Origin of the sequence: Anaeromyxobacter sp. K, assembly GCF_000020805.1 — a bacterium.
Lineage (GTDB): Bacteria > Myxococcota > Myxococcia > Myxococcales > Anaeromyxobacteraceae > Anaeromyxobacter > Anaeromyxobacter dehalogenans.
The window spans coordinates 3667837-3693632 of record NC_011145.1 but is presented as its reverse complement, the minus strand read 5'-3'; the positions used below and the strand labels follow the sequence as shown (position 1 = coordinate 3693632).

Below are 25796 nucleotides of genomic sequence, written 5' to 3'. Positions count from 1 at the left end.
ATGATGGCCGAACAATCCGTCAACGGAAGGTCACGGTCGTGCAACCCCGGGCGCACCAGCCTGTCGCCACCATGAACAGATCCTCACCGCAGTGGGCGCGCCACCTGGCGGCGCTCCTCCTCGTCGCGCCGCTCGCGGCCGCCGCGCAGCCGCGCGACGCCCGCGGGAAGGGCGGCGCGCTCCCCGAGCCGTCGCTGCAGCTCATCCTGAGGAGCCGCGACGCGCTCGGCCTCGACGCCGGCCAGGTCGTCACGCTCGAGCTGAAGCTGAGCGAGATCCAGCTCCGCGCCCGGGAGCTGGTCGCGGAGCGCGACCGCGACGTGGAGGCGGCGAGGTCGGGGCCGCAGAACGGGTCGTCGGGACCGGGCGAGGGGGCGCTCCGCGGCGGCACCGGCGCCGCCCCGCCGCCCGGGGCCGTCCAGGTCCGGGACCAGCGCCTGCTCGCGGACTATCAGGCCCTGGACGCCGCCAGCGTCCAGGGGGTCCGGCGCATCTTCCGGCCGGAGCAGCTCGAGCGGCTCGATGCGCTGCTCGCGGGACGCGCCGAGGCGCTGGGCAGCCCGCAGCGGCGGCCGGCGCCGCCGCGCGACACGGCGCCGCCGCAAGCGGGTACGCCGCCGGAGGCGCCGGCTCGCGCACCCTGAGCCGCGGTCGGCGTCCGCGGCCGTCGCCGCGGCCACCGCGGAGGCAGGGCGGGGCGCGGAACGATCGGGGCGGAGGCGCCCGGAGGCACCCCCGGGCTGAGACGAGCGGGGTGGAGGCGCCCTGTGGCACCCCCGGGCTGAGACGAGCGGGGCGGAGGCGCCCTGTGGCACCCCCGGGCTGAGACGAGCGGGGCGGAGGCGCCGGTGGCGCCTCCGCCCCTTGGGAGCAGCGGGGAGGATCGCTCCCCGCCGCCTCGCAGCGGTCGCTACGGCACCGCGTCGATCAGCGTCTGGCGGCCGTTCTCGAACACCGACGGCGCCCAGCCGTTGTCGTACGCGTGCTGGCGCAGCTGGAACTGCTCGAGCGCGTCATCGGACTGGTGGCAGCTCATGCACGACGCGGTGGTCGGGCCGAGGAGCTGGTCGTCGGCGAGGACGTTCCACGGCGCCACGCCGGCGTCGTAGGTGACCCCGACCACCTGCCTCGGATCCGGCAGCACGTCCGCGGTGGTGCCCGTGAGCGTGTCCACGTGGCAGGCGCCGCAGTCGTTCAGCGCGCGCGGGTACTCCACCTCCACGAAGCGGTGCGGGCGCCACGTCCCGTCGGTGCTGGCGGGCAGGTCCGCCTGCGCCTTGCAGGAGCCGTCGGTGTTCGCCACCACCGAGTAGTCCTTGCCGGTGGCGGAGGAGCCGTACACCTTGCAGTAGGTCAGCGGCCCGTCCTCCTCGTCCACGCAGGTCACGCACGCGTCGCCGGACGGCCAGTTCGGCAGCACCGCCAGCGCCTCGGCGGAGCCGAAGAAGTAGATGCCGTTGGTGCGGTAGTACATGAGGCCTCGGCCGGTCTCGCCGGCCGAGTGGATCGCGTGCACCATGGTGCGGAGGTCGTACGTCTGGCCGTTCAGGCCGTCGTACGCGTTCGCGGCGCTGATGCCGATGTCCACGCGGCGGTTCTGCTCGCTCGACGCCGGGTTGTGGCACATGACGCACAGCTCGATGCTGTCCACGCGGCTGCCGCCGTGCTGGTACAGCGTGCCGAAGTGGCACGCGTTGCACTTGTCCACCGAGACGATCTGGCGGCGGATGACCTCGGGCACCGCGCCGTCGGCGACCAGGAACTCGCGGGTCGGGGTGGTGGCGCGGACCCAGACGACGTTGCCGTTCGAGAACCGGACCTGCGGCTTGCCCTGCAGGGCGAGGATGCCGCGGGTGGCGGTGGTGTTCTGGAGCGGCAGCACCGTCGTGGCGACGTGGTTCGCGTCGCAGGTGGTGTTGTCGGTGGTGAGCAGGGTGGAGCCGTTGGGCTGGCCGGGCAGGATGGTGGTGGACGCGCCGGTGAGGCCGTCGTTCACCCAGTCGTCCGCCTGCGCGTAGGACCGGATGAAGCTCATCGAGTTGCCGCAGCCGGCGGTCGTGTTGGTGCATCCCTCGGTGGCCAGGTCAGGCGGCGTCCGGAAGAACACCGGGCCGACCGCGTAGTCGTCGTTGCACGGATCCCACGCGGCGCCGCCGTCGCTCGGGTTGGTGGCGGTCCAGGTGACCGTCGTCCCGGTGGCGCTCACCGCGACGTCGGTGATCTCCAGCTTGATCGTCGAGGCGAGCACGATGGACTGGTCGGCGCCGTCCCAGATCAGCCCGGCGCGCTCGGTGACCTGGCCGTCGTGGAGCGCCCCGGCGGTCTGGCCGTCGTGGCACGGGCTGCAGGAGGAGAACGGCGTCAAGGCGGCGTGATAGCCGCTGAGCGCGCCGGTGACGAACTGGCCGAGGTCGTCGTGGCAGGACACGCACAGCGCGAACGACACCGGGGCGCCGGCGGCCGCGGCGAGCTGGTCGGGGCCTCGGTGGCAGGTGGCGCAGTTGTTCATGTTGCCCGGGAAGCCGTTCGAGAAGTCGGTGAAGTTGCCATTCGACGGCCACACCCAGTGGTACACGCCGTCCGGCATGTTCTTCGAGTTGTGGATGCCGTGGACGATGCCCATGAGGCCGGTGCCGCGGGTCCCCTCGGCGGGATCGACGCCCACGATCGGCGGCGTGACGTTGGCGTTCGCGGCGACGTACCCGGTCAGCCGCGTCTCGACCGCGCCGTCGCGGTTGTGGCAGACCACGCACGGGCCGATGCCCTGCGGGTTGGTCACGTCATGGGCCGCGCCGCGCCAGACGTGGTTGCCGTGGCAGTTCATGCAGGCTTCGTTGCTCACGGAGTCGTGCGAGGCCTCGCCGAGCGTCGCGACCACGGTCGCGGTCATCTCGTCCGGGCCCATGGTGCTCAGCATGAAGGTCGTGCCGGGCGCCGGGTCCGCCGCGAAGCCGGACACGGTGATGGTGTAATTGCCGCTGCCGTTGCTCGAGACGGCCCACTGCACGTTCGGATCGCAGGTGGCGCTCGCCACGGTGCCGCACGGGATCTTGGTGCGGCGGCCGGCGCGGATGGCCGGGTCGTAGACCCAGAACGCGTCCTCGTTGTGCGCGCGCAGCGTCGCCGCCTTGTTCGTGAAGTCGATCTGGTTCACGCCGTTCACCTTCACGTTGAAGCGGAAGGTCACCGCGTGCGTCTCCGGGTTCACCCTGATCGTGTAGCGGTCGTCGGTGGACAGCGTCACCTGGACCGCGTCGTTCGGCGCGAGCGCGTGGACGGACGCGATCGACCCTGCGTGACAGCCGGCGCACGCCTCGGTGGTGGCGAGCGGCGGCTCTCCCTGATCACCCTTGTCGCCCTGGTCCCCCTTGTCGCCCTGCGGCCCCTGCGGGCCCACCGGCCCCTTGTCGCCCTGACAGCCGGCGGACAGCACCGTCGCGACCGCGATCGCGACGAGCATCATCAGCTTCCTCATGACTTCCCCCTCCTACGTTGGGTTGCGCTACGGAGCCCGCGAACGTCGGAGCGCGATGAGACGCCCCCGGATCAGTCCGGTCAATGCGACGGCCGACCACGCCACAATGCGGATCAATCCATCGTGCGGTGCGGCAATCGCCGCTGCGCAATCGCGCACGCCCGGGAGAACCCCCTGCGCGCCTCGGCTCGCCGCGCACGGGGGCGGCCGCTCCGCGCAGCGGCCGCCGCCTGCGCGGCCGCGCGCCGCGCCCGGCGCGTCACGCGCCTGACGCCGGGGGGGACGGCGTGGCGCACCGTCCGGGCCGGGCGGGCGCTGTCACCCAGGGTGAGGACGAACCCTCGAACGACGCGTGCGGACACGAGCATCCGCGCGCGTCGGGCGTGGCCCGGCGCTTGCTCGGGGCCTTCGCGCCCAGTCAACCACCGGACGCCCATGCGCTCTCGACTGAACATCGGAAAGAAGATCGTCGGCACCTACGCCATCGCGGTGGCGCTGCTGGTGGTGCTCCTGGCAGGCGCCGTCGCGGCGCTCCGCACGCTGGAGGGGATCGCCTCCGGCTTCACCCAGGTGAGCGTGCCCAACCTGGCGTCGGTGGCGACGCTCGAGTCGGAGATGACCGACGTCTCCCGCGCGATCCACGCGCTCTCGAACGGCCGCTTCGACGGCGACTTCCGCGCGGCGCTCCACCAGGAGGCGGCGCGCTCGATGGAGGCGGTCGCCCGTGCGCGGCGCGAGTACGGCGCGCGGCCGAGGACGACCGAGGAGCAGGAGCACTGGAACGCCCTCCAGGCGCCGCTCGACGAGTGGGGCGAGGCGGCGGGGCGGGTGCTCGAGCTGGAGCGGCGCCGCGACGCGCTGCTCGCCGCCGGGCTTCAGCTGGAGGACCCGGAGGTGGAGCGCGCGCAGCACCGCATCGTCGGCGGCCTCCTGCTGCACCGGGACGGCTACGACGCGGCCATGGCGCTCCTCGCGACCTTGAAGGCGAGCCAGGCCGCGGACGTCGCGGTCGAAGGGGCCCGGGCACGGCGGGCCGCGCTGGTCTCGGGGGTCGCGCTGGCCGCCGGCATCCTGCTCATCGCGTTCGCGCTGGTGGGCGTCGGGGTGCTGGTGGCGCGCGACGTGACGGGCACGTTCGCCCGCATCGCCCGGACGCTCGACGAGATCGCCGGCGGGCGGATGCCACCGCGCATCACCGAGACCCGCGGCGAGGACTTCAACGGCGTCCGCGACAGCTTGAACTCGGTGATCGGGGCGGTGGAGGCGCTGGTCGAGGACGCCAAGTCGCTGGCGGGTGCCGCCGCCGAGGGTCGGCTCTCCACCCGGGCCGACCTCTCGCGGCACCGGGGCGACTACCGCGCCATCGTGGCCGGCGTGAACGAGGCGCTCGACGCGGTGACCGGGCCGGTCGGGGTGGCGGCCGACTACGTGGACCGGATCGCGAGGGGCGACATTCCGCCGCGCATCGAGCAGCCGTGGGCGGGTGACTTCGCGCCGCTGCGCGAGAACCTGAACACCTGCGTGGCCGCGGTGAACGCGCTCGTCGCCGACGCGCGCGCCCTCTCCGCCGCCGCGGTCCAGGGACGGCTCACCACCCGCGCGGACGCGCGGCGTCACCAGGGGGACTTCCGGCGCATCGTGGAGGGCGTGAACGCCACGCTCGATGCGGTCATCGGGCCGCTCGGGGCCGCGGCGGCGTGCGTGGATCGCGTCGCGCGCGGAGACCTCCCGCCGCCGATCGCGGAGCGCTGGGCGGGTGACTTCGACGCGCTGAAGACCAGCCTCAACGGCTGCATCGGCGCGGTCACCGCCCTGGTGGAGGACACGCGGCTGCTCTCGCACGCGGCGCTCGACGGCCGCCTGGACGTCCGCGCGGACGCCGCGCGTCACCAGGGCGTCTACCGCGAGATCGTGGACGGTACGAACGAGACGCTCACCGCGGTGGTCGCCCCCATGCGCGACGTGGCGGCGGTGCTCGGGCGCCTCGCCGACGGCGACCTCTCGGCGCGCCCGGACGCCGGACGCTACCGGAACGAGGCGCGCGCGATCCTGGAGGGCGTGGACACCACGCTCGACGTGCTGCTCGCCCCGATCCACGAGGCGGCCGAGGCGCTCGCGCGCCTGGCCGAGCGGGACCTGCGCGCGCGGATGCGCGGCGCGTACCGCGGCGACCACGCGCGGCTGAAGGACGCGCTCAACGGCACCGCGGCCGCGCTGCACGACGCGCTGGCGCAGGTGGCCGAGGCGGCGGACCAGGTGTCGAGCGCGGCGTCCCAGATCGCGTCGTCCTCGCAGGCCGTCGCGAGCGGTGCCTCGGAGCAGGCCGCCTCGCTCGAGCAGACGCGCACCGCCGTGGACGGCGTCGCCTCGGCGGCTCAGCGCTCCGCGGACAGCGCGCGTCGCGCGAGCGCGCTGGCGGAGCGGGCGCACGGCGCGGCCGACGAGGGCGCGACGGCCGTGGAGCAGGTGAAGGGCGCGATGGCCAGCATCCGCGCGAGCGCGGAGGGCACCGCGCGCATCATCAAGGACATCAACGAGATCGCGTTCCAGACCAACCTGCTCGCGCTGAACGCGGCGGTCGAGGCGGCGCGCGCCGGCGAGGCCGGGCGCGGGTTCGCGGTGGTCGCCGAGGAGGTCCGCGCCCTGGCGCTTCGCGCCAAGGAGGCGGCCACGCGGACGGAGGGGCTCATCCGCGACTCGACCGAACGCGCCGACGAGGGCGCAGGCACCGCCGGCCAGGCGGCCGATCGCCTCGGCGACATCGTGGCCGCCATCGCGGAGGTCTCCGGCATCGTCCGGGAGATCGCGGACGGCGCCCGCACGCAGGCGGCCGGCATCGCGCAGGTCCACTCCGCGGTCGGCGAGATGGAGAAGGTGACGCAGCAGAACGCGGCCAGCGCCGAGGAGTCCTCCTCGGCCGCGAGCGAGCTTTCCGGCCAGGCCGAGGAGCTCGCCGCCATGGTCGGCGCCTTCCGCGTCGCGCGGACCGGCGCGGCGCCGGAGGCGCCCCCCGTCCACGCCGGGCCGCGTCCGGTACGCCGGGACGGCGTGCCGCACGCGCCGCGGCTCGAGGCGTGAGCGCCCGCACACGCTGCCCGGCGGGCCGGAGGACGTCGGCCCCCGGGATCACCCCCACGTCCTGTGAAGAGGTGCCAGATGAAGAAGCTGCTCGCCGCGGTCGCGTTGGCCGCCGTCCTCGTCGGTGACGCGTGGGCCGCGGAGGTCCGCGCCACGCCCGAGGATGCCCAGGAGCTGGTGAAGACCGCGGTCGCGTACCTGAAGAAGCACGGCAAGGATCGGGCGTTCAAGGAGTTCCAGAACCGGAACGGCCCGTTCATCTACAAGGACCTCTACCTGTTCGTGTACGACCTCGAGGGCACGTGCGTGGCGCACGGGGCGGACCCGTCGCGGGTGGGCAAGAACTACCTCGGCGTCGCCGACGAGGACGGCACCCTGTACACCAAGGAGTACGTCGAGCTCGCGAAGACCAGGGGCTCGGGCTGGACGCGGTTCAAGTTCAGGAACCCGGCCACCGGGAAGGTCGAGCCGAAGAAGGCGTACACGGAGCGCGTGGGCGACGTGCTGGTGGGCTCGGGCGCGTACACCACCGACTGATGGTGGAGGGCGCCGCCCGGTGCCGGGCCGGGCGGCGCGCGGCGGCGCGCCCGCGGATCCGAGCCCGGCGCCGGCGCTCACGGGCCGGGGGGCGCGCATTCGGCGAGCAGCTCCGCGACGAGCCGCTCCATCCGCCGGTGGTGCGAGCCGGCCCAGTAGATGCGGTCGCAGGACGGGCACCGGCGGAACGCGTGGTGCCGCGCCCGCACCGCGGGCGGCACGCGACCCGCCACCGCCTCCGGGGCGACCGGCTCGAGCGACGTGTTGCAGCGCAGGCACCGCCGGAACGGGGCGACGGCGCGCGCCAGGTCGAGCCGCCGGACCACCTCGGTGAGCTGCCGCCGCGGGTCGGTGGCCCGGACCCAGTAGCCGTGGGTGACGACGCGGCGCTTCAGCAGGCCCTGGTCGCGGGTGAGCAGGATGCGGCCCTCGGCGGCGGCCACGGCGGCGAGCTCCGCGTCGGCGGCGTCGCTCCACCAGCGCACGTCGAACCCCAGCATGCGCAGGTGCCGCGCGAGCCGGCCGAGGTGGCCGTCGAGGACGAGGCGCACCTCGCGCAGCGGGACGGGGCGGACGCGCGCGAGCGGTCCGATGTCGAACGAATCGAACACGGGGTAGACGCTCACGCGCGCCCCGTCCCGGAGCGGCCAGGCGAAGCCCACCGACTCCCCGTCCGCGAGGATCAGGTCCACCTCCGTGTGCGGCACGCCCAGCGACTCGATCACGTCCTTGACGGCAGGGCGGCCGGGATAGGCGTGCTCGAACGGCACGCCGCGCCGGCGCGGCGGCAGGAAGTCGTTCAGCTCGGCGTAGAAGCGGAACGTGGCGCGGGCCATGGGCCGATCCGACGTTAGGCGTCGCCGTCGGCGGTGTCGCGGGCGCGTCGGGGGACGCCCGACCACGCCGGCGCCGGAGCGCCCTCTTGCCCCGCGCACGGGCCGACCGGGGCGGTCGTCATCCCGCGACCCACCTCGAAGCGGTGAACGCACCCAGGGGCGGCCTTCACCGCACGGCGGCCCGTGGTGCAAACTGGCCGCATGCGCGAGAGCCTGATCGCGTTCGCGGTGCTCGCGGTGCTCATGTTCGCTGCGCAGGCCGCGCGGCTCCGGGGCCGCCGCCGCCGGGCCGCGCCATCCCACGTGCCCTGGAAGCCGGGCCAGCCGCTGGTGCTCCGGACGCCGCCGCGGAACGCGCTGCTGTCCTGCGTCACCGCGCTCGTCCCCGCCCTGCTGGTGGCGGCGCTCATGACCCGGTCGTGGGGCGCGCAGCCGCGCCGGGTCGGGCCGGTGGGCATGGCCGGCGGGGCGGCGGTGGTGCTCCTGCTCCTCGCGGTCGCGGTGTTCCAGCTCGCCTCCGCCGCGCGCGCGCACGTGATGGTCCACGACACCGGCCTCGAGCGCGTCGGCGTGTTCCGCCGCCTGCTGGTCGGGTGGGGGAGCGTCGCGAAGCTCTCCTTCAACGGCGCGCAGCGCTGGTTCCACCTGACCACCGACCAGGGCGCGCACGTCTGGCTGCCCGTCGAGGTCGCGGGGATGCCGGAGTTCGCGCGGCTGGCGCTGCGCCGGATCCCGCGGCAGGTGCTCCAGGCGGACCCGGCGGCGCGCGAGGCGCTGCAGGAGCTCGCCGGCACCGGCGGCGCGCCGCGCTCGCGCAGCGCGATGTGACGCCGGGCTCGCGCTCGCCCGCGCCGCCCCGGAGGCACCCGCGCCCGAGGGGGCGGCGGCGTCCCGCCGTCGCGGCCGGACCACCGCTGCGAGGCACCGACGCGCACCCGCCCGTCCCTCCCTGCGGCCCGCGGGGACGGATGGGCCGCTCACAGCCGGTAGCGGAAGGCCACCGCGTCCTGCCAGCCGCGGATGGCGCGGAACGCCTCCTTGAGGCGGGTGCGCTCCACCGGCGAGAGCTCTGCCAGCGCGACCTCGTCGCCGGGCGGACGTCCCTCGGCGAGGTGGCGGAGCTGCCGGCGGAGCCGCAGGCCCACCAGGAACCGGTACGCCTCGGCCACGATCTCGCGCAGCTCCGGGTCCATCCGGCCCGCCCGCTCGGCCGCGGCCAGGCGCTCCAGGGTCCCGCGCTCCGCGATGCCGCTCTCCAGGGCGTAGCAGCGCGCCAGGAACGCGACCGGCGCCAGCCCGTGCTTCTTCAGGTCCACCGTGGAGGACGCGCCGCGCAGGCGCAGCAGCAGCGCGGGCGGGGGGTGGAACCGGATCGCCTGCTCCGCCATGCCGCGCAGGAACAGCGGCAGCTCCGCCGCGCCGGCGACCACCTCCTGCAGCGGCGCGAGGTCGAGCGCGCCGGCCGCGCGGCGGAAGTCGAGGAAGATGGCCGCCTCGAGGAGCGCCTGCGGCCGCGGCTCGGCCAGCCAGGTGCGGAAGCGCTCCCGCCACTCCGACATCGGCCCGTTCCAGCGGGTCGCCATGTAGCCGCCGGGGCAGGCCGGGAAGCCGGCGGCGCGGAGGTCCGCCACCACGCGGTCGGCGAGCGCCTGGTACCAGCCGCGCGCGGCGAGCCCCTCGTCCGCGAACACGAGCGCGTTGTCCTGGTCGGTGAGGAGCGTCTGCTCCATGCGGCCCTCGGAGCCGAGCGCGAGCCAGGCCCAGGGCGCGGGCGCGGGCCCCAGCTCCGCCTCGGCCCAGCGCGCCGCGGTGCGGAGCAGGGTGTCGTTCAGCCGCGCGACGAGCTGGGCGATCACCATCGGATCGAGGCGCGCGGCGAGCAGGCCCGCCACCATGTCCGACACCTGCGCCGCGTAGCCGGCGAGCCGGTCGCGGGAGGGGAGCCGCTCCACCCGCCGCAGCAGCGCCATGGGCCCGTGCGCGGAGACCCGCATCAGGTCGGTGGAGGTGACCACCCCGGCGATCTCGCCCCCGCGCACCACCGGGAGGTGGTGGAGCCCTGCGTCCAGGAGCGCGAGCCACGCCTGGTACACCGGGGTGGCCGCGTCGACCGTGCGCAGCGGGCCCGAGGCCACGCTCGCCGCGGGCGCGCTCCCGGGGACGTCCTCGGCCACCACCCGGTTGCGCAGGTCGCGATCGGTGAGGATCGAGGGCGGCTCGGTGCGGAGCAGGACCGACGAGATGCGGTGGGCGCGCATGGTCCGCGCCGCCTCGACCACCGTCGCGCCGCGCGCGATCCAGACCGCAGGCCCGCGCAGCAGGTCGCCGACCGGCACCGCGAGGTCGGGCTGGAACGCCGCCACCGGCGATGGCTCCAGGCTGGACCGGAGCCGCTGCCCGAGCCCGGCGGCGAAGTGGCCTGCGAAGGCGCGGTCGGCGAGCAGCCGCTCGAAGATCTCCTGCGGCAGCCGCCAGGCGACGAGGTCCTCCTCGACGACCACGTCGAGCGCCGCGGCGCCGGTGAGGAGCGAGGTGAACCCGAAGGTCTCGCCCTCCTCGAGCACCTGCACGCTCTGGCCGTGGCGCTCGAGGCGCACGGTCCCGCTGCGGACGACGAAGAGGTGGCGGAGCGGCTCGCCGCCGGCGCGCGCCATCCAGGTGCCCGCCGGGAAGGCGCACGGCTCGAGGTGCGCGACCGCCTCGGTGAACAGCGGCTCGGGCAGCCGGTCGAACGGCGGGATCGCGCGCAGGGCGGCGGCGGGCGTCACGCCGCGACGTTGGCACGCTCGCGGCCGGGGGACAACCGCCGGGCTGCGGCAGGCTCGCGCAGGAGCGGATCGCGCGCGATCACGATGTGACGGCAGCGGTCACGCCGCGCGCCGCTCCGGCGACCGCGACCGCCCCGGATCTCGCGCGTTTCGCGGCCCGCTCCGCTCGCGCCGCCCGGCACGGGCGCTGCAATCCCTGGATGGCGTCGAATCCACGACGAAGACGCGGGCGGGACGCCCGCACCAGGAGAGAACATGCGCACCCGGACCATCCTCGCCCTCGCCGCAGCCACGATGCTCGGTGGCTCCGCCCTCGCCGCCGACCTGCCGCCGAACGCGGGCTCGCACGACGACGTCAACTACGGGGAGGCGACGCACACCACCCTCGTCACCAGCGGCACCGCCGGCACCGGCGCGGTCGCCGCGGGCCCGAGCTACGACGACACCCGCTACCCGGCCCAGGCGCCGGCACGCGAGCGGCCGGCCCGGCCCGAGGCTGCGCGGATGGCCTGCGCCTGCACGCGCTGAACCGCCCGAGAGGAGAAGACCATGAAGCTCCGCCACTCGATCCCGCTCGCCGCCGCGCTCGCGCTCGGCGCCGGCGCAGCCCGCGCCGCGCAGGTCCCCACCACCACCGACGAGGCGCGCGAGGCCGTGCGCGCGTCGGCGTCGCGCACCGATCTCACCGCCCGGATGCACGGGCACGCGGTCGAGATGATGAAGGGAAAGGATCACCAGGCCGCGTGGGACGCCGCCGTCCGGACCGACGACGGGGAGGCGATGGCCGCGCGCGGCTGGAAGCACACCGAGGAGATGATGAAGGGGCTCGACCACCAGGCCGCGTGGGACGCGACCGACGCGTGGTGGCGCACCGCGCGCTGACGCCTCGCGGCGGTCGCGGTCGTCCGCGACCGCGGCTGCGGGGCGCCTACACGAGCGCCCGGGCGACGGCGTCGATGGCCTTCAGCCCCTCGCCGAACCGGGCGATCGACGCGCGATGCCGCTCGAGCTCGCCGTAGGGGAGGTAGCGCACGGAGAGCTCTCCGATGGCGCGGAACGCGGGGCGGACGAGCTGCCTGCGCACGTCCTCCTCGCGCGAGTCCGGCGCGACCAGGTAGAGGCCCGGGACGGCCCGGGCCGCCGAGGCGAGATCGAGCATTCGCATGATCCCGGAGTGGATCGAGGTGGTGTGCTCCACCTCGAACGCCGCGACGGCGGGGCCGCCCCCGCGCTCGAGCCAGATCACGTCGATGAGCGGCACGGAGTCGATCCCGGCCAGCGAGGCAGGGAGCGCAGCGATGCAGCCGTCGCCGAGCCGGCCATCCGCCAGCGCGCGGGACCGGTCGTTCGAGGCGATCCACACGTCGAACCCGAGCGCGCGCCCGAGATCGCGCAGCCAGCCCTGGATCTCGGTGTGGGTCCGATCTCCCTCGCGTCCGGCCTCGAGGAGCTTGCGCTCCCGCGCGGACTCCTCCCGGACGCGGGCGAGGTCCGCACGCCACGCTGCCTCGGCGGCGGCGTCGCCGTCGCGCGGCGGCAGCGGATAGCGCCCCGCGCCGAGGTCGAACAGGAAGCCGGCCACGGCGCCGAGGTCGTTCGAGAGCCGCGTCGGGTGCGCGGCGTTGAGCCGGAGCACCCCCTCGCGCAGCGCGAGGTACTCGTCCCACCGGCCGAGCTTCACCTTCGAGCCGGTCAGCGCGTTGTAGCCCTTCACGATCGCCGTGTTGAACGGGACGGCGAGCGTCGGGTGGAGGAAGTAGAGCAGGTTCGCCGCCGCCGGGCCGAGGCCCTTGATCCGCCGCTCGTCCAGGCGCCGGATGGCGGACAGGAGCGGCTCCTCCGCGCTGCAGCAGGCGCACGTGTCGAGGAAGCGAGCGAAGGCGAGCTGGTTCTCCCGGTCCTCGTAGATGTCCGGGATGCGCAGCTTCGGCTTCCAGAGGAACGCGTGGTCCGCGCCCTTGAAGATCTGGCGCTGCTCGGCGATCGACCCGACGACGGTCTCGAGCGCCGAGCCCTTGTAGGCGCTCCCGAACGTGCCGGCCTCGATCTGCGCGACCACCGTGCGGATCCCCCGCCGGATCGAGCGGAAGTTCTTCAGGCGCTCCTCCCAGAGGAACCACGACCGGTACGTTCCGCCCGGGTCCGCCCGCCAGCGCTCGAGGATCTCGCCCGTCCGTTCGTTCGTCATCGCGGCGTGGATTCTACCGCGCCCGCGTTGAAAGCCCGCGCCCGCGCCGCTATGTGCGCGTCGCCGGAGCCTGGCGACGCGAGGGGACACCATGGACGAACACGCGGGGCATCGAGGGCACGAGGGGCACCCGTCGAGGCGTCCCGCGCCGCCGCCGCGACCGGCGCCGGACGAACCGGGCTACCCGCGGCATCCGGAGCTCGCGGACGCGCGGGCGCGCGATCACTCGCATGCCGGGGCGGAGCACGGTGAGCACGCCGCCCACGATCGGCACGAGGGGCACAGCGTCGAGATGTTCCGGACCCGGTTCTGGGTCGCGCTCGCCCTCACCATCCCCACGGTCGCCTGGGGTCACATGCTCGCCGCGGCGACCGGCTGGCATGCCCCGGCGTTCCCGGGATCGAGGTGGATCCCGGCCGTCTTCGGGGTCGTGGTGTTCGCGTACGGCGGGACGCCGTTCCTGAGGGGAGCGGCCCGCGAGCTGCGCGACCGGCTCCCCGGGATGATGACGCTCATCGCGCTCGCGATCGGCGTCGCGTTCGCGTTCAGCGTCGCGGTGACCGCCGGGTACCCGGGGATGCCGCTGTGGGAGGAGCTCTCCACGCTCGTGACCGTGATGCTCCTCGGTCACTGGATCGAGATGCGCTCGATCTCGCAGGCGGGCGGCGCGCTCCGGGAGCTGGCGCGGTTGCTGCCCTCGGTGGCGGTCCGGGTCACCGACGGCGGCGAGGAGGAGGTCCCGCTCTCGTCGCTGCGCGTCGGCGACACCGTCCTGCTCCGTCCCGGCGCCCGCACGCCGGCCGACGGGCGGGTGCGATCCGGCGAGAGCAGCCTGGACGAGTCGATGATCACCGGCGAGTCCCGCAGCGTGACGAAGCGGCCGGGGGACGCCGTCATAGCGGGCACCGTGAACGGCGCGGGATCGCTCCGGGTCGAGGTGACGGGAACGGGCGAGGCGACCGCGCTCGCCGGGATCATGCGGCTGGTGGAGGCGGCCCAGACCTCGCGCTCCCGCGCGCAGGCGCTGGCCGATCGGGCGGCGTTGCTGCTGACGCTCGTCGCCGTCGCGGCGGCGGTGGCCACGGCCGTCGGCTGGGGGCTCGCGGGCGCCACCGGCGCCTTCGTGGTGGAGCGCGTCGTGACGGTCCTCGTCATCGCGTGCCCGCACGCGCTCGGGCTGGCGATCCCGCTCGTCGTCGCGATCTCGACGACGCTCGGCGCGCGGTCCGGGCTCCTCGTGCGCGACCGGCGCGGGCTGGAGGAGGCGCGGCGCCTCACGACGGTCGTGTTCGACAAGACCGGGACGCTGACGCTCGCCGAGCACCGCGTGGTCGGGATCCGGGCGGAGGGGAGGCTCCGCGAGGAGGACGCGCTCGCAATCGCGGCGGCGGTGGAGCGCGACTCCGAGCACCCGGTGGCGCGGGCCGTGGTGCGCAGCGCCCGTGACCGAGGCCTCGCGATCCCGGAGGCGCAGGGATTCGAGGCCATCCCCGGGCACGGGGTCCGCGCGCGGGTGGACGGGCGGGAGCGCCTCGTGGGCGGGCCGAACCTGCTGCGGCGCCTCGGCCTGACCGCGTCCGCCGGGCTCGAGGCGTTCACGCGCGCGGCCGCCGGACGGGGGCAGTCGGTCGTGTTCCTCGTGGACGGCGGCGGCGCGGCCGCGGCGTTCGCGGTCGCGGACGCGGTGCGGCCCGAGTCGTCCGCGGCGGTGCGGCGCCTCCACGACATGGGCCTCGAGGTCGCGATGCTCACCGGCGATGCGCGCGCGGTCGCCGACGCGGTCGCGCGCGAGCTCGGGATCGACACGGTCCACGCGGAGGTCCTCCCGGACCGGAAGGCGGAGGTGGTCGAGGCGCTCCGGCGGGGCGGCAAGCGGGTCGCCATGGTCGGGGACGGCGTGAACGACGCGCCCGCGCTCGTGACGGCCGACGTGGGCATCGCGGTCGGCGCGGGGACCGACGTCGCGGTCGAGGCAGGCGACGTGGTGCTCGTGCGAAGCGATCCCCGGGACGTCCCCCGGATCGTCGCGCTCAGCCGCGCGACGTACCGCAAGATGATCCAGAACCTCTGGTGGGCGGCGGGCTACAACGTCGTGGCCATCCCGCTCGCCGCCGGCGTGCTCGCGCCGCTGGGCATCGTGCTCGCGCCGGCGGTCGGGGCGGTGCTCATGTCGGTCAGCACCATCGTGGTCGCCGCCAACGCGCAGCTCCTCCGTCGCGCGGAGCTCTGAGGCGGGCGCACGGACGGCATGCCCCCGAACGCGCCAGGGACCGGGCGCCGCAGCGGAACGACGGGGCGGCGACCCCGGCGGGCAGCGCCGGGCACGGCACCCCGGGCGCAGCTTCCCGGGTCTCGCCAGGAGGGCAGCCATGACTCGATCGCTTCTGTTCGTTCTCTCACTCGTCGGGGCGACCGCGTGCATGCACGCGGGGCACGCCGCGCCGGAGCCCGGCACGGCAGGGGCCGCCGCCGCGACGCCGGGCGCCGCGACGGCGCCGGGCGGGATGGCCGGGATGTGCCCGATGAGCGTGCCCGGCACCCGGCTCTCCGCCGAGGACACCTCCAGCGGCGAGGCGGTGACGTTCACGACCAGCGATCCGGACCAGGTGTCCGCGCTGCGCGAGCGCGTGCACGCGATGGCGGCGATGCACGCCCGCCACCACGCGGGCGGTGACGCGGACCGCGGCGCGATGCACGGCATGCACGGCGGCATGGCGGGAATGCAGATGCCGCCGCCCTCCCAGGCGAGCGTCGAGGACGTGCCGCAGGGCGCGCGGCTGGTGGTGACGCCGAACGATCCGGCGGACCTGCAGGCCCTGCAGTCCACCGTGCGCCAGCACGCGACGTACATGCAGGAGCACGGCTGCCCGATGATGAGCCCCTCGCAGCACGGCTCCTGACCGTCGCGCGGCGCCGGGGCGATCGCACGACCGCGCACGTGCCGCGTGATGCCCGGGAGCGCTACGCGGCGCGTTCCCCGGCGTCCGCCCCCGGGCGGAAGTCCTCGGTGGCGCCCGGCTCGACGAAGTCCTCCGGCCGGGTGTCCTCGAGCCGCAGCTGCTCGTACTCCGCCAGGATCGTCTTCGCGCGGTCGAGCGCGCGCGCGAAGAACGGCCCGGCGGCCTCGCCGGCGTGGCGCTCGGCGAGGTAGAGCGACGTCAGCCGCGCAACCGCCTCCGGGATGCGCCGCGCCGGCACCTTGGCGGCGAGCCGCCCGAACGTGGCGCCCCCCGCGTCCACGTGGCCGCCGAGCAGCACGAAGTACTGCGGCACGGCGCGGCCGCCCAGCTTGCGCGCGCTGCCCTGCAGCCCGATGGCGGCGAGGTGGTGCTGGCTGCAGCCGTTCGGGCACCCGGACATGGCGACGGACAGCGCCGCCGTGCCGGCGCCGGGGACGGCGTGCCGCACCTCGTCCTCGACCAGGCGCGCGAGCGCGCGGGTGCGCGTCACCGCCAGGCGGCACACGTCCGCGCCCGGGCACGCGACCACGTCGGCCGCGGTCCCGGCGCCGTCGCGCCCGAGGCCGGCGGCGGAGAGCCGCGCGTGGAGCGCCGGCACGTCCTCCTCGCGCACCCAGCGCAGGAGCACGTGGCCGCCGCTGGTGAACCGCACCGCGCCGTCGCCGTAAGCCTCGGCCAGCGTCGCGAGCGCCTCGAGCTGTGCCGCGGTCGCGTCGCCCTGGGCGAGCGACACCGCCACGATGGCGTGGCCGGCCTGCCGCTGGGGGAGCACGTTGGTGGCGCGGAACGCCGCCAGCGCGCCCGGCGCGGGCTCGGTCACGATCCGGAGCGGCGGCGGCTCGCCGGGCCCGCGGAGCCGGGCGCCGCGAACCCGCGCGGCGAGGTCGGCGACCGAGGGCGCGCGCGGGCGCGCGGTGGCGGGCGGAGCCTCGACCGGCGGGCGCTCGGGGTCGAACGGCAGCGCCGGGGCGCCCTCGGCCCGCACCTGCGCCAGCTCCGCCAGGACGAGGGCGCGGAACGGCTCGAAGCCGAGCGCGCGGACCAGGAACTTGAGCCGGTTGCGGTGCCGGTTCACGCGATCGCCGCGCGCGTGGAACACCCGGACCACCGCCTCGCCCAGCGCGAGGACGTCCGCGGCCGGCAGGAAGTCCTCGAGGAGCGCGCCGACGGTGCACAGCGACGAGGTCCCGCCGGCCACCGTCACCGCGAACCCCCGCGCGCCGTCGCGCACGCGGGCGCGAAAGCCCAGGTCCTGGATGGCGGTCGCCACGTGGTCGCGGGCGCACCCCTCGAACGCCACCTTGAACTTGCGCGGCAGCGCGTGGCCGAGCGGGTGGCGCAGGAAGTGCCGGGTGAACGCCTCCGCGTACGGCGTCACGTCGAAGACCTCGTCCGGCGAGACGCCGGCGCGCGGGCAGGCGAGCACGTTGCGCACCGTGTTGCCGCACGCGCCCGAGGTGGTGATGCCGGCCTCGGCGAGCCGCCGCATGGCGGGCTCGAGGTCGGCGGGGCGGACGTAGTTGAGCTGGAGGTTCTGGCGCGTGGTGACGTGCCCGAAGCCGCGCGAGCAGCGGGTGGCGACGTCGGCGATCGCCCGGAGCTGCGCGCCGGTCACGGCGCCCTGCGGCAGCTTGATGCGCAGCATGTGGACGCCGTCCTGGCGCTGCCCGTAGACGCCGCGGGGGACGCGGTAGGCGCGCCAGGCCTCGGCGTCGAGCTCGCCGCGCTCGAAGCGGCCCAGCGTGTCGACGAAGGCGGAGATCTCGGCGTCGTCCGCGAAGGAGGCGCGGTCGCGCGGGGACGGGCTGGGCGTGGCGGTCATGGGGTCCTTTCAGGCCGGCCGGGCGTCGGCGCGGGCGGCGGGCTGCGCTTCGGTGGAGTGCGGGGAGCGGAGGGAGAGGGCGGCGACGGCCCCGACCACGAGCGTGCCGGGCAGGTGGGCGCGGTCCGGCGGGAGCGCGAGGCCGGGCAGGTCGGCGAGGTGGCCGCGCCAGGTGTGGGCGAGCTCGCCCGACGCGCCCAGGACGAGCGCGGCGGGCGTCTCGGCGGCCCACCCGCGGGCGCGGAGCCGCGCGGCGATGCCGGCGCGCTCGCCCACGCCCATGAGCACCACGAGCGAGATCGTGCCCGGCGCGAGGCCGTCGAGCACCGGGCCGTACGACGCCTCGGCGTGCCCGGCCACCACCGCGAACGCGGCGGAGGTCCCGCGGTGCGTCACCGGGATGCCGGCGAGCGCCGGCGCGGCGACCGCGGACGAGACGCCGGGGACCACCTCGAACGGCACGCCCGCGGCGGCGAGGGCCAGGGCCTCCTCGCCGCCGCGGCCGAACACGAACGGATCGCCGCACTTCAGCCGGACCACGCGCTTCCCGGCGCGGGCGGCCCGCACCAGCAGCCGCTCGATCGCGCGCTGCGAGACGCTCGGGCGCCCGGCGCGCTTCCCCACGTGGAAGCGGTGGGCGGAAGGGGCGAGCGCGAGCACCGCGGGGTCGACGAGCGCGTCGTACAGGACCACGTCCGCGGTCCGGAGCCGCTCGGCGCCGCGGCGGGTGAGCAGGCCCGCGTCGCCGGGGCCGGCGCCCACCAGCGACACGAAGCCGGGCGGGACCGGGGCCTCGGGCGGCTCGCCGTGCAGCGCGTTCAGCGCGCGGAGCAGGCGCCCGCGGCGCGCCGCGAGCGGCACGCGCGCGGCCTTCCAGGCCGGCCGCTCCGCCTCGGCCGCGTCCACCCAGCCGGCCACCTCGGGCGGGAGCAGCGCGTCCACCGCCTCCCGGAGCAGGCCCGCGAGCGCGGGGGCGCGCCCGGCGGTGGAGATGGCGACGGTGGCGTCGCCGCGGCGGACGACGCCCGCGGTGTAGGCGGTGGCGTGCTCCGGATCGTCCACCGCGTTCACCAGGATGCGGCGCGCCTCGGCGGCCCGGGCCACGTCGCGGTTCACCTCCGGCGTCGCCGCCGCCACGGCGAACCAGGCGCCGTCGAGGTCGCCGCCGCGGAACGGCCGGCGGACCAGCTCCGCCGCCAGCCCGGCGACGTCCTCGCGGATCTGCGGGGCGACCACCTTGACGCGGGCGCCGGCCTCGGCGAGCTGGCGCACGCGGACGGCCGCCATGGCCCCGCCGCCCACCACCACCACCTCGCGGCCGGCGAGCTTCACGAACAGCGGCACGAGCGGTGCGGTCACAGGACCCCCCAGCGGCGGACGTACTCGAGGAACACGCGGTACTCCCGGTCGGCGAAGCCGAGCGCGCGGAGGCGCCGCTTGGCGTCCTGCGCCTCGACCTCGCTCGACTCCGCCACCAGGCCCCGGCGCCCCGCGTGGACGGTGAACCCGAGCTGCGCGAGCGCGCCGCCCAGCGCCGCGGCGTGGGGCGAGCCGGCCTCCACGGTGATGCGGGTGACGTGGTCGACCATGGCGCGCCTCACCGCACCGCGAGCCAGTAGGCGTCGAAGACGTGCGTGGACAGCCAGTAGCCGAGCGGCACGTTCACGAGCACGCCCACCGTGAACGCCGCGAACGGGCGCCAGCCGAACCGGGTCAGCTCGCGGAAGCGGGTGGTGAAGCCGATGGACAGGAACGTCCAGGTGAACGCCCAGCCGCGCAGGTTCTTGAGCGGCCCGATCGCCTCCTTGGCGAAGCGGGTGCCGGCGCCGGAGTCCACCGAGGCGAGGATCACCGTGACCGCGAGCGAGGCGGCCAGGAAGCCCAGGATGAACTTCGGGAACCGCCGCCAGATCTCGCCGGTCCCGACCTTCTCCGGCGCGCCGGTGCGCTCGCGGTCCCAGCGGGTCACCGAGAGGAAGGCCACCACCAGCGCCCAGACGCCCACGAACATGTCGCGACCGACCACCTTCATGAGCGTGAACGTCTTCACGGCGCGCTCGTCCCCCAGGGCGGAGGCGGCGGCGAAGCCGGCCGCGTCGGCGAACTCCGAGGTGCCGATCCACGCGCCGGCCACGCCGGGCGCGAGCCCGAGCGCGCGGCAGGCGAAGGGCAGCGCGAAGATCATCGCCACCGCCCACAGGATCACCATCGAGATCGCGACCGAGACGTGGGACTTCTCCGCCCGGCAGGCGCCGCCGATGGCGATGGCGGCGGACACGCCGCAGATGGAGCCGCCGGCGCCGAGCGTGGCCGCGAAGCGCGGGTCGAGGCCGAACAGCCGCGTGGCGGCGAGGTGGATGGTGAAGAACGTCGAGACCGCGACCAGGGTGGCCTGCGCGATGGCGAGCGGGCCGGCCTGCAGGATGATGGTGAACGGCAGCGTCGCGCCCATCAGCACGATGCCCACCTTCACGTAGAACTCGGTTCGGAGCGCCGACTGGAACCAGGCGGGCAGCGTCACCGCGTTGCCGAGCAGCATGCCCACCCCGAGCGCCAGCAGCGGGGTCTCGAGCTGCCACTGCTTCAGCACGGCGTTCGAGCCGAGCGCGGTGACGACGACCGAGAACGCGAACAGCAGCGCGAACCCGGCCGCGTACCGGGCGACGTCCCAGCCGATGACGAGCGAGGCGACCGAGAACGCCGCCAGGAACGTCCCGAACAGCGCCAGCGGCGCCACCGGGTTCGCGCCGAGCGCCCCCAGGAGCTTGCCCGCCTCGGACCAGGTCGGGAACGAGAGCGCGGTGGCCGAGACGGCGCGCCCGCCGCCCAGGAAGAACGCGGCGGTGACCGCGAGGACCAGGCCGAGCGCGATCAGGATCGCCCAGGTGTCCTCGCGGCGGTGCCAGGGGAGGGCTGCGGTGGCGGCTTTCGACATGGACGTCTCCATCGGGCGCGGCTCGGGCCGCGCCGGGGCAGGCGGGAAGGGAGGAGAGGGGGCGCTCGCCGGCGCTCAGCCGCGCATTCGCGCGGGGGGCGCCGGCCGACGACAGGCGCACCGCACCGGCCGTGCGCGCGCGTCGGTTCCGGGAGCAGGGGAGCGCATGGTGAGGGCATCTTGGATGACGGATGGCGTTCCTGTCAAGCGGACAACGGACGATTGTCCGGTTTGACGGACGGACCGGACCGAACGGCGCGAGCCCGGCCGACGGGCCGGGCTCGCTGGGCTGCGGGCGCGGGAGGGATGCGCCTACAGCGACTTCAGGTACTCGACGAGATCGCTGCGCTGCGCCGGCGTGAGGTGGAGGTCGAGGTGCTGGTCGTAGTGATCGACCACGTCGCCGAGCGTCGCGAAGCGGCCGTCGTGGTAGTAGCCGCCCTTCGCGTGCGCGAACAGGCCGCGCAGCGGCGTGGTGCGGTAGCGGCCCTCGGGCCCGCGGTTCGCCTGGAAGTCGTCGATCCCGATCTCGGCCGGCGTGTGCAGGTTCCAGCCGGGCTCGGTGAAGATGGGCGGGACGTGGCAGCTCGCGCACTTCGCCGCGCCGGCGAACAGCGCGCCGCCGCGGGCCGCGGCCGCCGGGTCGAAGCTGCCCTCGGGCGGTCGGGGCGCGGCCAGCGAGAGCTGGTACGCGTGGAGCGCGGGCAGCTTCGGCGTGACGAGGTCGGGCTTGCCCTCGGGCGGGCGGACGTGCCCGAAGCCGTTGCGCGCCGCGATCGGAAACTTCGTCGCGTCGTCGAGGCGCGGGTCGAAGAACGTGCCCTGGCCGTGCATCTCCAGGTTGGCCACGAACGCGTTCCAGTAGGTGACCTGGCCCCAGCCGGTGAACGTGTGCAGGTTCACGCCCGCGAGGCCGAACGCCGGCGGGATGAGCGTGGCCGCGGTCTTGCCGTCCGGCCGGAAGCCCTTGCCGTCGAGGAACACGGTGGCGTCGAACTTGCCCGGCCCCCACGCGTCGAGCACCGAGCGAAGCGTCGGGACGTCCACGCCGAGCAGGTCCGCGACCGGCTGGAGGTTCGGCGACAGGCCCACGATCGCCCCGACGTTCAGGTCGCGGTTGGGCCAGCCGTCGAGCCGGTGGCCGACGCCGGGCGCGAGCGCGTCGTCCACGGTGGAGTGACAGAGCGCGCAGGTGATGCCGACGGCGCCGAGCGCGCCGTCCTCGACCTTCGCCTTCACCCCCACCACCGCGTCGCGCGCGAGGAGGTCCAGCGTGACGGCGGGGTCGTTCAGGTTCACCTGGCCGGCGCGGAGCGCGTCCACCGTGGCGGCGGGGAGCGCGTCGAGGTCGACCTTGAGCCCCGCGCCGAGCGCCTGGACCGGGGTGAGGGTGGCGATGGGCTCCTGGAGGCGCAGCACGCCGGTCCAGAACGCCTCGTCACCGAACGTGTCGTACCGGAACACGTGCCGCCCCTCGGTGATGGCGGCGTTCGGCCCTCGCTTCGGCGTCGCGAGCGCCGCGGTGGCGAGGGTGAAGGTGACGATCGTGCCGCCCAGCAGCCAGGCGGCCGTCCCTGCGTTCACGCGTCGAGCCATGTCGGTCCTCCGGTTCCGGTCCAGGCATCGGATGCGCCGGCGCGGCGGCGCGTTTCGCGGGGCTACATCCGGGCCGTGTGCAGGTCGGGTGGCGCACGGGAACGGTGCGAGGTGTCGAACCCACGATGACCGCGATCACAGTGCGTGGAGCTGCGGGGGTGGCGCTCGCCCTGGCGCTGGCCGGGTCCGGGCCGGCGCGCGCCGGGGAGGCCGCGAAGACCGGCGAGGCCGCGAAGGCCGGGGAGGCCGCGAAGGCGGGCGACGACGCAAGGGCCGGCGAGGCGTCGAACGCGGACGGCGGCGCGAACGCCGGCGAAGGCAGGGCGCGGGCGCACGCGACGCCCGAGCGCCGTCCCGATCTCGAGCCGCCGACGCCCGACCTCGACTTCGACCTGCTGGGGCGGCCGGCGAAGCAGGCCGATCCGCGCGTCGAGCGCCAGCTCCAGCGGCGCCGGCTGATGCTGAGGCTGCACCCCGCCGTCGGCCTGGCCACCTGGGCGGCGCTCGCCGCCACGACCGTGGTCGGCCAGCTCGACTTCGACGATCGCTTCCGGGGCGGGGGCGACACCGGTCGCTACCACGCCTGGCACCGGGGGCTCGCCCACGGCACGAGCGCGCTGTTCCTCTCGACGGCGCTCCTGGGGGTGCTCGCCCCGAAGCCGCTGAAGGAGCCGGTCCGGCTCGACACCGCGCTGCTGCACAAGATCGCGATGGGCGCCGCCACGGCGGGCATGGTCACGCAGATCGTGCTCGGCATCGTGGCGCGCCGGCGCGCGGGCAGCCTCTCCGAGCGCGACCTGGCGGCGGTGCACCAGGGCGTGGGGTACGCGACGCTCGGCGCGATGACGGTCGGGGTGACGGTGCTGCTGTTCTGAGGATCAGCCGCGCTTCTCGATCAGCACCGACGTCTGCGCCGAGCCCCGGGGCAGCCCGCCGATCGCGCGGAGCTGGCGCACGGCCTCGTCGCCCTTCTCGAGCCGCTTCGCCGCGGCGTCCTTCAGCTTCGGCCACGGCACCGGCGCCTTGGTGCAGACCGCGAAGATGCGCGCCGGACCCGCCTGCCCGTCGAGCACGGCGGTGGTGGGCAGCGCGTGCGGCTCGGCCGGGTGGATGAGCTCCTCGGAGGCCTTGTCGCCCTTCGGCGGGTAGAGGCGCGCGATGTTCCCCTTGGGATCGACCGACAGGATCCACAGGCAGCAGGGCGAGCTGGGGTGGACCTCGAAGCGGAGGGACGCTGTGGCGGGCACCGGCTCGCCGTCCGCCACCGGCGCGGCGCGCGCCGCGTCCTGCACGAACACGGACAGCTCCACCGTCGGCGCCGGGCGCAGGCGCACCAGGAGGAACACGGCCACCGCGGCGGCCGCGGCGAGGGGGACGGCGAAGCGCAGCCAGTGCAGCCGTGGCGCCGGCCGTGGCGCAGCCGCCGGAGCCGCCCGCACCGACGCGACCACCGCGTCCACCGTGGCCGGGTAGACCTCGCGCGCGAACGCCTCGCCCTCGGCGCGCATCTCGGCGAGCCGCTCCTGGCAGGCCGGGCACGCGGTCACGTGCGCCGCGTCGGCGCCGTCGGGCGCGAGCAGCAGGGCCTCCAGCCTCAGGTCGGACGGGCAGGCCGTCATCCCTCACCTCGGGCCAGATACTCGCGCGCGGACTCGACGAAGCGGTCGAGGCGACGGCTCACCGTGCGCCGGGAGATCCCGAGCGCACGCGCCAGCTCCTCGTGCTCCATCCCGTCCACGAATACCCCCACCGCGACCGCCTGCGTCACCTCGTCGAACCGCGACAGTACCCGCTGCGCGACCAGGCGCTGCGGCTCGGCGGCCGTCCCCGCCGCCGCGCGCGCCGGGGCGAGCTCCAGGGATCGCTCCCCGTGACGCCGCGCGTTGCGCAGGAGGTTGAGGCAGTGGTTGGTGGCCACCCGGTAGATCCAGTGCAGCACCGCCTCCGGCTCGGTCGAGGTGGTCCAGTGCCGCAGGAGCTGGACGAAGACGTCCTGCGTCGCGTCGCGGGCCAGCTCGCGATCCCGCAGCAGCCGCAGGCAACGGCGGTAGACGGCCGGCCCGTAGGTCCGGTAGAGCCGGGCAGCCGCCTGCTCGTCCATCGGCACCGCACGTTCCTAACGACACCGGCGGCAGGGCGCGTGGGTCCCGGCGCGCCGAGCCCAACGGGGTGCGCGCACCTGGGGTGCAGGTGTCTCCGGGCGCGGAGGCCGGGTGTCTGGACGGCATGATCGCCGCGCTCGCGCTGTCCGTCCTCGCCGCACTCGCCCCAACGGCCTCGCCCGCCGGGGCGGCCCCGCGCACCTTCGACGTCGGGCCCGCCAGCACGCTCCGCTACCGGCTGGTCCACAAGTTCCACGCGGTCGAGGGGACGTCCCGCGCCGTGGAGGGGAAGGCGCGGGTGCTGCCGGACGGGACGGTGCAGGTGATGGTCCGCGCGCCGCTCGACTCGTTCCACTCCGGCAACTCGAACCGCGACGCGCACATGCTCGAGGTCACCGGCGCGGCGCGGCAGCCGTACGTGATCTTCAAGGGCGTCGGCCACCTCGACCCGCCCGAGCGCTTCCCGGCGGACGTGCGGGTGGAGCTGCGCGGCGAGCTGACGCTCAAGTCCCCCCGGCCGGTCGTGGCGGCGGCCGCCGTGCACTTCGACGGGCCGGACCGGGCCCACGTCGAGGCGAGCTTCCCGGTGAGCCTGGACGCGCACCAGGTCGAGCGGCCGGAGCTGCTGTTCGTGAAGGTGGACGACCGCGTCGACGTGGACGCGCGGCTCGAGCTGGAGGTGGAGCGATGAGCGTCACCCGCCGTCAGTTCCTGGTCCGCGCGCTGGCCGGCGGCGCCGGGGCCGCCGCCGGCGCGGCGCTGCCCGCCTGCGCGCCCGACACGTCCCCGGCCCCGCTGGTGGACGTCGCCGCGCCGGTGAACGGGCGGCTCACGCTGACGCTGTCGCGCCATCCGGCGCTGGCGCGCCCGGGCGGCGCGGTGCGGGCGCGCGCGCCCGGGCTCGCGGACCCGGTGCTCGTGGTCCACGCGGCCGACGGCACCTTCGCCGCCATGTCGAGCACGTGCACGCACCAGGGCTGCCCGGTGGGCTTCGAGGGCGGCGAGGTGATCTGCCCGTGCCACGCCTCCACCTTCGACCTGCAGGGCCGCGTCACGCGCCCGCCCGCGGTCCAGGGGCTGGCGGCCTACGCCGCGTTCTTCGACCCGGCGCTGGACGAGGTGGCGGTCGATCTCACCGCCGGGGATCCCGGGTTCCCGCGCTGGACGGACGGCGCCGTCGTGTTCCCGCTGGCGGACTTCCCGCAGCTCGCCGCCGAGGGAGGCTCGGTGGCCGGCCGGCCGGGCGGCGCGCCGCGGCCGCTCGCCCTGGTGGTCGTGGCGCTCGCCGGCGGCGCGTACGCCGCGCTCGACGCGATCTGCACGCACCTCGGCTGCATCGTGGGATGGGACGCGGGGCGCGGCCAGGTGATCTGCCCCTGCCACGGCTCCCGCTACGCGCTCGACGGCGCCGTGCAGCACGGACCGGCCACGCGCCCCCTCGGAACGTACGACGTCACCGCCGATGCGCTGGCGGTGACGGTGCACGTCCCGGCGTGAGC

Annotated in this window: 22 protein-coding genes; 11 read left to right on the top strand and 11 right to left on the bottom strand. The window is 75.6% G+C overall.

Going from position 1 to position 25796, the window contains the following annotated elements:
- Positions 1 to 71: 71 nt before the first annotated feature.
- Complete coding sequence (locus tag ANAEK_RS16505) at positions 72 to 644, top strand: hypothetical protein (RefSeq protein WP_012527274.1); 573 nt, start codon at positions 72 to 74, stop codon at positions 642 to 644.
- Positions 645 to 910: 266 nt separating this feature from the next.
- Here ANAEK_RS16505 and ANAEK_RS16500 read toward each other — a convergent pair whose 3' ends face one another.
- Positions 911 to 3475, bottom strand: a complete 2565-nt coding sequence (locus ANAEK_RS16500) for a collagen-like protein (protein WP_012527273.1) — start codon at positions 3473 to 3475, stop codon at positions 911 to 913.
- A gap of 435 nt (positions 3476 to 3910) precedes the next feature.
- Here ANAEK_RS16500 and ANAEK_RS22670 point away from each other — a divergent pair, with 435 nt between their 5' ends.
- Together ANAEK_RS22670 and ANAEK_RS16480 are read left to right on the top strand one after the other, a co-directional pair.
- Positions 3911 to 6553 (top strand): methyl-accepting chemotaxis protein, encoded by a 2643-nt coding sequence (locus ANAEK_RS22670; protein WP_012527272.1) that lies wholly within the window; start codon positions 3911 to 3913, stop codon positions 6551 to 6553.
- Between the two features lie 78 nt (positions 6554 to 6631).
- The gene (locus ANAEK_RS16480) at positions 6632 to 7090 is read left to right on the top strand and encodes a cache domain-containing protein (protein ID WP_012527271.1); all 459 of its coding nucleotides are present in this window, start codon (positions 6632 to 6634) and stop codon (positions 7088 to 7090) included.
- A gap of 77 nt (positions 7091 to 7167) precedes the next feature.
- On the opposite strand, the gene ANAEK_RS16475 is transcribed toward ANAEK_RS16480, so the two are convergent.
- Positions 7168 to 7926 carry a Mut7-C RNAse domain-containing protein gene (locus ANAEK_RS16475; RefSeq protein WP_012527270.1) on the bottom strand — a complete coding sequence of 253 codons (759 nt, stop codon included), beginning with the start codon at positions 7924 to 7926 and terminating at the stop codon, positions 7168 to 7170.
- Between the two features lie 201 nt (positions 7927 to 8127).
- Here ANAEK_RS16475 and ANAEK_RS16470 point away from each other — a divergent pair, with 201 nt between their 5' ends.
- Positions 8128 to 8754, top strand: a complete 627-nt coding sequence (locus ANAEK_RS16470) for a PH domain-containing protein (RefSeq protein ID WP_012527269.1) — start codon at positions 8128 to 8130, stop codon at positions 8752 to 8754.
- 149 nt (positions 8755 to 8903) lie between these two features.
- Here ANAEK_RS16470 and ANAEK_RS16465 read toward each other — a convergent pair whose 3' ends face one another.
- Complete coding sequence (locus tag ANAEK_RS16465) at positions 8904 to 10694, bottom strand: DUF294 nucleotidyltransferase-like domain-containing protein (protein ID WP_012527268.1); 1791 nt, start codon at positions 10692 to 10694, stop codon at positions 8904 to 8906.
- A gap of 255 nt (positions 10695 to 10949) precedes the next feature.
- Here ANAEK_RS16465 and ANAEK_RS16460 point away from each other — a divergent pair, with 255 nt between their 5' ends.
- Positions 10950 to 11222: a hypothetical protein gene (locus ANAEK_RS16460; protein ID WP_012527267.1), complete on the top strand. Its 273-nt coding sequence runs from the start codon at positions 10950 to 10952 to the stop codon at positions 11220 to 11222.
- 21 nt (positions 11223 to 11243) lie between these two features.
- Positions 11244 to 11576 carry a hypothetical protein gene (locus ANAEK_RS16455; protein ID WP_012527266.1) on the top strand — a complete coding sequence of 111 codons (333 nt, stop codon included), beginning with the start codon at positions 11244 to 11246 and terminating at the stop codon, positions 11574 to 11576.
- Between the two features lie 46 nt (positions 11577 to 11622).
- Here ANAEK_RS16455 and ANAEK_RS16450 read toward each other — a convergent pair whose 3' ends face one another.
- Positions 11623 to 12882: a hypothetical protein gene (locus ANAEK_RS16450; RefSeq protein ID WP_012527265.1), complete on the bottom strand. Its 1260-nt coding sequence runs from the start codon at positions 12880 to 12882 to the stop codon at positions 11623 to 11625.
- A 292-nt stretch (positions 12883 to 13174) separates the two neighbouring features.
- On the opposite strand from ANAEK_RS16450, the gene ANAEK_RS16445 reads away from it, so the two are divergent.
- Together ANAEK_RS16445 and ANAEK_RS16440 are read left to right on the top strand one after the other, a co-directional pair.
- The gene (locus ANAEK_RS16445) at positions 13175 to 15112 is read left to right on the top strand and encodes a heavy metal translocating P-type ATPase (RefSeq protein WP_012527264.1); all 1938 of its coding nucleotides are present in this window, start codon (positions 13175 to 13177) and stop codon (positions 15110 to 15112) included.
- Between the two features lie 139 nt (positions 15113 to 15251).
- Entirely contained in the window at positions 15252 to 15782 is a 531-nt protein-coding gene (locus ANAEK_RS16440; RefSeq protein ID WP_012527263.1) for a hypothetical protein, read from the top strand.
- Positions 15783 to 15843: 61 nt separating this feature from the next.
- Here the strand turns inward: ANAEK_RS16440 and ANAEK_RS16435 are convergent, their stop codons facing one another.
- From ANAEK_RS16435 to ANAEK_RS16415, 5 genes are all read right to left on the bottom strand, one after another.
- Positions 15844 to 17664: a nitrite/sulfite reductase gene (locus tag ANAEK_RS16435; RefSeq protein WP_012527262.1), complete on the bottom strand. Its 1821-nt coding sequence runs from the start codon at positions 17662 to 17664 to the stop codon at positions 15844 to 15846.
- Positions 17665 to 17673: 9 nt separating this feature from the next.
- Positions 17674 to 19023, bottom strand: a complete 1350-nt coding sequence (gene cobA, locus ANAEK_RS16430) for a uroporphyrinogen-III C-methyltransferase (protein ID WP_012527261.1) — start codon at positions 19021 to 19023, stop codon at positions 17674 to 17676.
- Positions 19020 to 19253 (bottom strand): hypothetical protein, encoded by a 234-nt coding sequence (locus ANAEK_RS16425; RefSeq protein WP_012527260.1) that lies wholly within the window; start codon positions 19251 to 19253, stop codon positions 19020 to 19022. The genes cobA and ANAEK_RS16425 overlap by 4 nt, the downstream gene beginning before the upstream one ends.
- 8 nt (positions 19254 to 19261) lie before the next feature.
- Positions 19262 to 20599, bottom strand: coding sequence for a YeiH family protein (locus ANAEK_RS16420; protein WP_012527259.1), 1338 nt, complete (start codon positions 20597 to 20599; stop codon positions 19262 to 19264).
- A gap of 312 nt (positions 20600 to 20911) precedes the next feature.
- Positions 20912 to 22195: a hypothetical protein gene (locus ANAEK_RS16415; protein ID WP_012527258.1), complete on the bottom strand. Its 1284-nt coding sequence runs from the start codon at positions 22193 to 22195 to the stop codon at positions 20912 to 20914.
- A 125-nt stretch (positions 22196 to 22320) separates the two neighbouring features.
- Here ANAEK_RS16415 and ANAEK_RS16410 point away from each other — a divergent pair, with 125 nt between their 5' ends.
- A complete protein-coding gene (locus ANAEK_RS16410) occupies positions 22321 to 23070 on the top strand; it encodes a hypothetical protein (RefSeq protein ID WP_157376709.1) in 750 nt (249 codons plus the stop codon).
- Between the two features lie 3 nt (positions 23071 to 23073).
- On the opposite strand, the gene ANAEK_RS16405 is transcribed toward ANAEK_RS16410, so the two are convergent.
- Both ANAEK_RS16405 and ANAEK_RS16400 read right to left on the bottom strand, forming a co-directional pair.
- A complete protein-coding gene (locus tag ANAEK_RS16405) occupies positions 23074 to 23814 on the bottom strand; it encodes a DUF4384 domain-containing protein (protein WP_012527256.1) in 741 nt (246 codons plus the stop codon).
- Positions 23811 to 24296: an RNA polymerase sigma factor gene (locus tag ANAEK_RS16400; RefSeq protein WP_012527255.1), complete on the bottom strand. Its 486-nt coding sequence runs from the start codon at positions 24294 to 24296 to the stop codon at positions 23811 to 23813. The genes ANAEK_RS16405 and ANAEK_RS16400 overlap by 4 nt, the downstream gene beginning before the upstream one ends.
- A 125-nt stretch (positions 24297 to 24421) precedes the next feature.
- Here ANAEK_RS16400 and ANAEK_RS16395 point away from each other — a divergent pair, with 125 nt between their 5' ends.
- Positions 24422 to 24988, top strand: a complete 567-nt coding sequence (locus ANAEK_RS16395; RefSeq protein ID WP_012527254.1) for a YceI family protein — start codon at positions 24422 to 24424, stop codon at positions 24986 to 24988.
- Positions 24985 to 25794 (top strand): Rieske 2Fe-2S domain-containing protein, encoded by an 810-nt coding sequence (locus tag ANAEK_RS16390; protein ID WP_012527253.1) that lies wholly within the window; start codon positions 24985 to 24987, stop codon positions 25792 to 25794. The genes ANAEK_RS16395 and ANAEK_RS16390 overlap by 4 nt, the downstream gene beginning before the upstream one ends.
- Positions 25795 to 25796: the final 2 nt, after the last annotated feature.

Coding starts and splice junctions, on each gene's coding strand:
- ANAEK_RS16395 (WP_012527254.1), top strand. CDS start 24,422: ATGATCGCCGCGCTCGCGCTGTCCGTCCTCGCCGCACTCGCCCCAACG.
- ANAEK_RS16405 (WP_012527256.1), bottom strand. CDS start 23,814: ATGACGGCCTGCCCGTCCGACCTGAGGCTGGAGGCCCTGCTGCTCGCG.
- ANAEK_RS16400 (WP_012527255.1), bottom strand. CDS start 24,296: ATGGACGAGCAGGCGGCTGCCCGGCTCTACCGGACCTACGGGCCGGCC.
- ANAEK_RS16425 (WP_012527260.1), bottom strand. CDS start 19,253: ATGGTCGACCACGTCACCCGCATCACCGTGGAGGCCGGCTCGCCCCAC.
- ANAEK_RS16505 (WP_012527274.1), top strand. CDS start 72: ATGAACAGATCCTCACCGCAGTGGGCGCGCCACCTGGCGGCGCTCCTC.
- ANAEK_RS16420 (WP_012527259.1), bottom strand. CDS start 20,599: ATGTCGAAAGCCGCCACCGCAGCCCTCCCCTGGCACCGCCGCGAGGAC.
- ANAEK_RS16390 (WP_012527253.1), top strand. CDS start 24,985: ATGAGCGTCACCCGCCGTCAGTTCCTGGTCCGCGCGCTGGCCGGCGGC.
- ANAEK_RS16460 (WP_012527267.1), top strand. CDS start 10,950: ATGCGCACCCGGACCATCCTCGCCCTCGCCGCAGCCACGATGCTCGGT.
- ANAEK_RS16435 (WP_012527262.1), bottom strand. CDS start 17,664: ATGACCGCCACGCCCAGCCCGTCCCCGCGCGACCGCGCCTCCTTCGCG.
- ANAEK_RS16500 (WP_012527273.1), bottom strand. CDS start 3,475: ATGAGGAAGCTGATGATGCTCGTCGCGATCGCGGTCGCGACGGTGCTG.
- ANAEK_RS16445 (WP_012527264.1), top strand. CDS start 13,175: ATGTTCCGGACCCGGTTCTGGGTCGCGCTCGCCCTCACCATCCCCACG.
- ANAEK_RS22670 (WP_012527272.1), top strand. CDS start 3,911: ATGCGCTCTCGACTGAACATCGGAAAGAAGATCGTCGGCACCTACGCC.
- ANAEK_RS16440 (WP_012527263.1), top strand. CDS start 15,252: ATGACTCGATCGCTTCTGTTCGTTCTCTCACTCGTCGGGGCGACCGCG.
- ANAEK_RS16480 (WP_012527271.1), top strand. CDS start 6,632: ATGAAGAAGCTGCTCGCCGCGGTCGCGTTGGCCGCCGTCCTCGTCGGT.
- ANAEK_RS16470 (WP_012527269.1), top strand. CDS start 8,128: ATGCGCGAGAGCCTGATCGCGTTCGCGGTGCTCGCGGTGCTCATGTTC.
- ANAEK_RS16410 (WP_157376709.1), top strand. CDS start 22,321: ATGACCGCGATCACAGTGCGTGGAGCTGCGGGGGTGGCGCTCGCCCTG.
- ANAEK_RS16415 (WP_012527258.1), bottom strand. CDS start 22,195: ATGGCTCGACGCGTGAACGCAGGGACGGCCGCCTGGCTGCTGGGCGGC.
- ANAEK_RS16450 (WP_012527265.1), bottom strand. CDS start 12,882: ATGACGAACGAACGGACGGGCGAGATCCTCGAGCGCTGGCGGGCGGAC.
- ANAEK_RS16455 (WP_012527266.1), top strand. CDS start 11,244: ATGAAGCTCCGCCACTCGATCCCGCTCGCCGCCGCGCTCGCGCTCGGC.
- ANAEK_RS16475 (WP_012527270.1), bottom strand. CDS start 7,926: ATGGCCCGCGCCACGTTCCGCTTCTACGCCGAGCTGAACGACTTCCTG.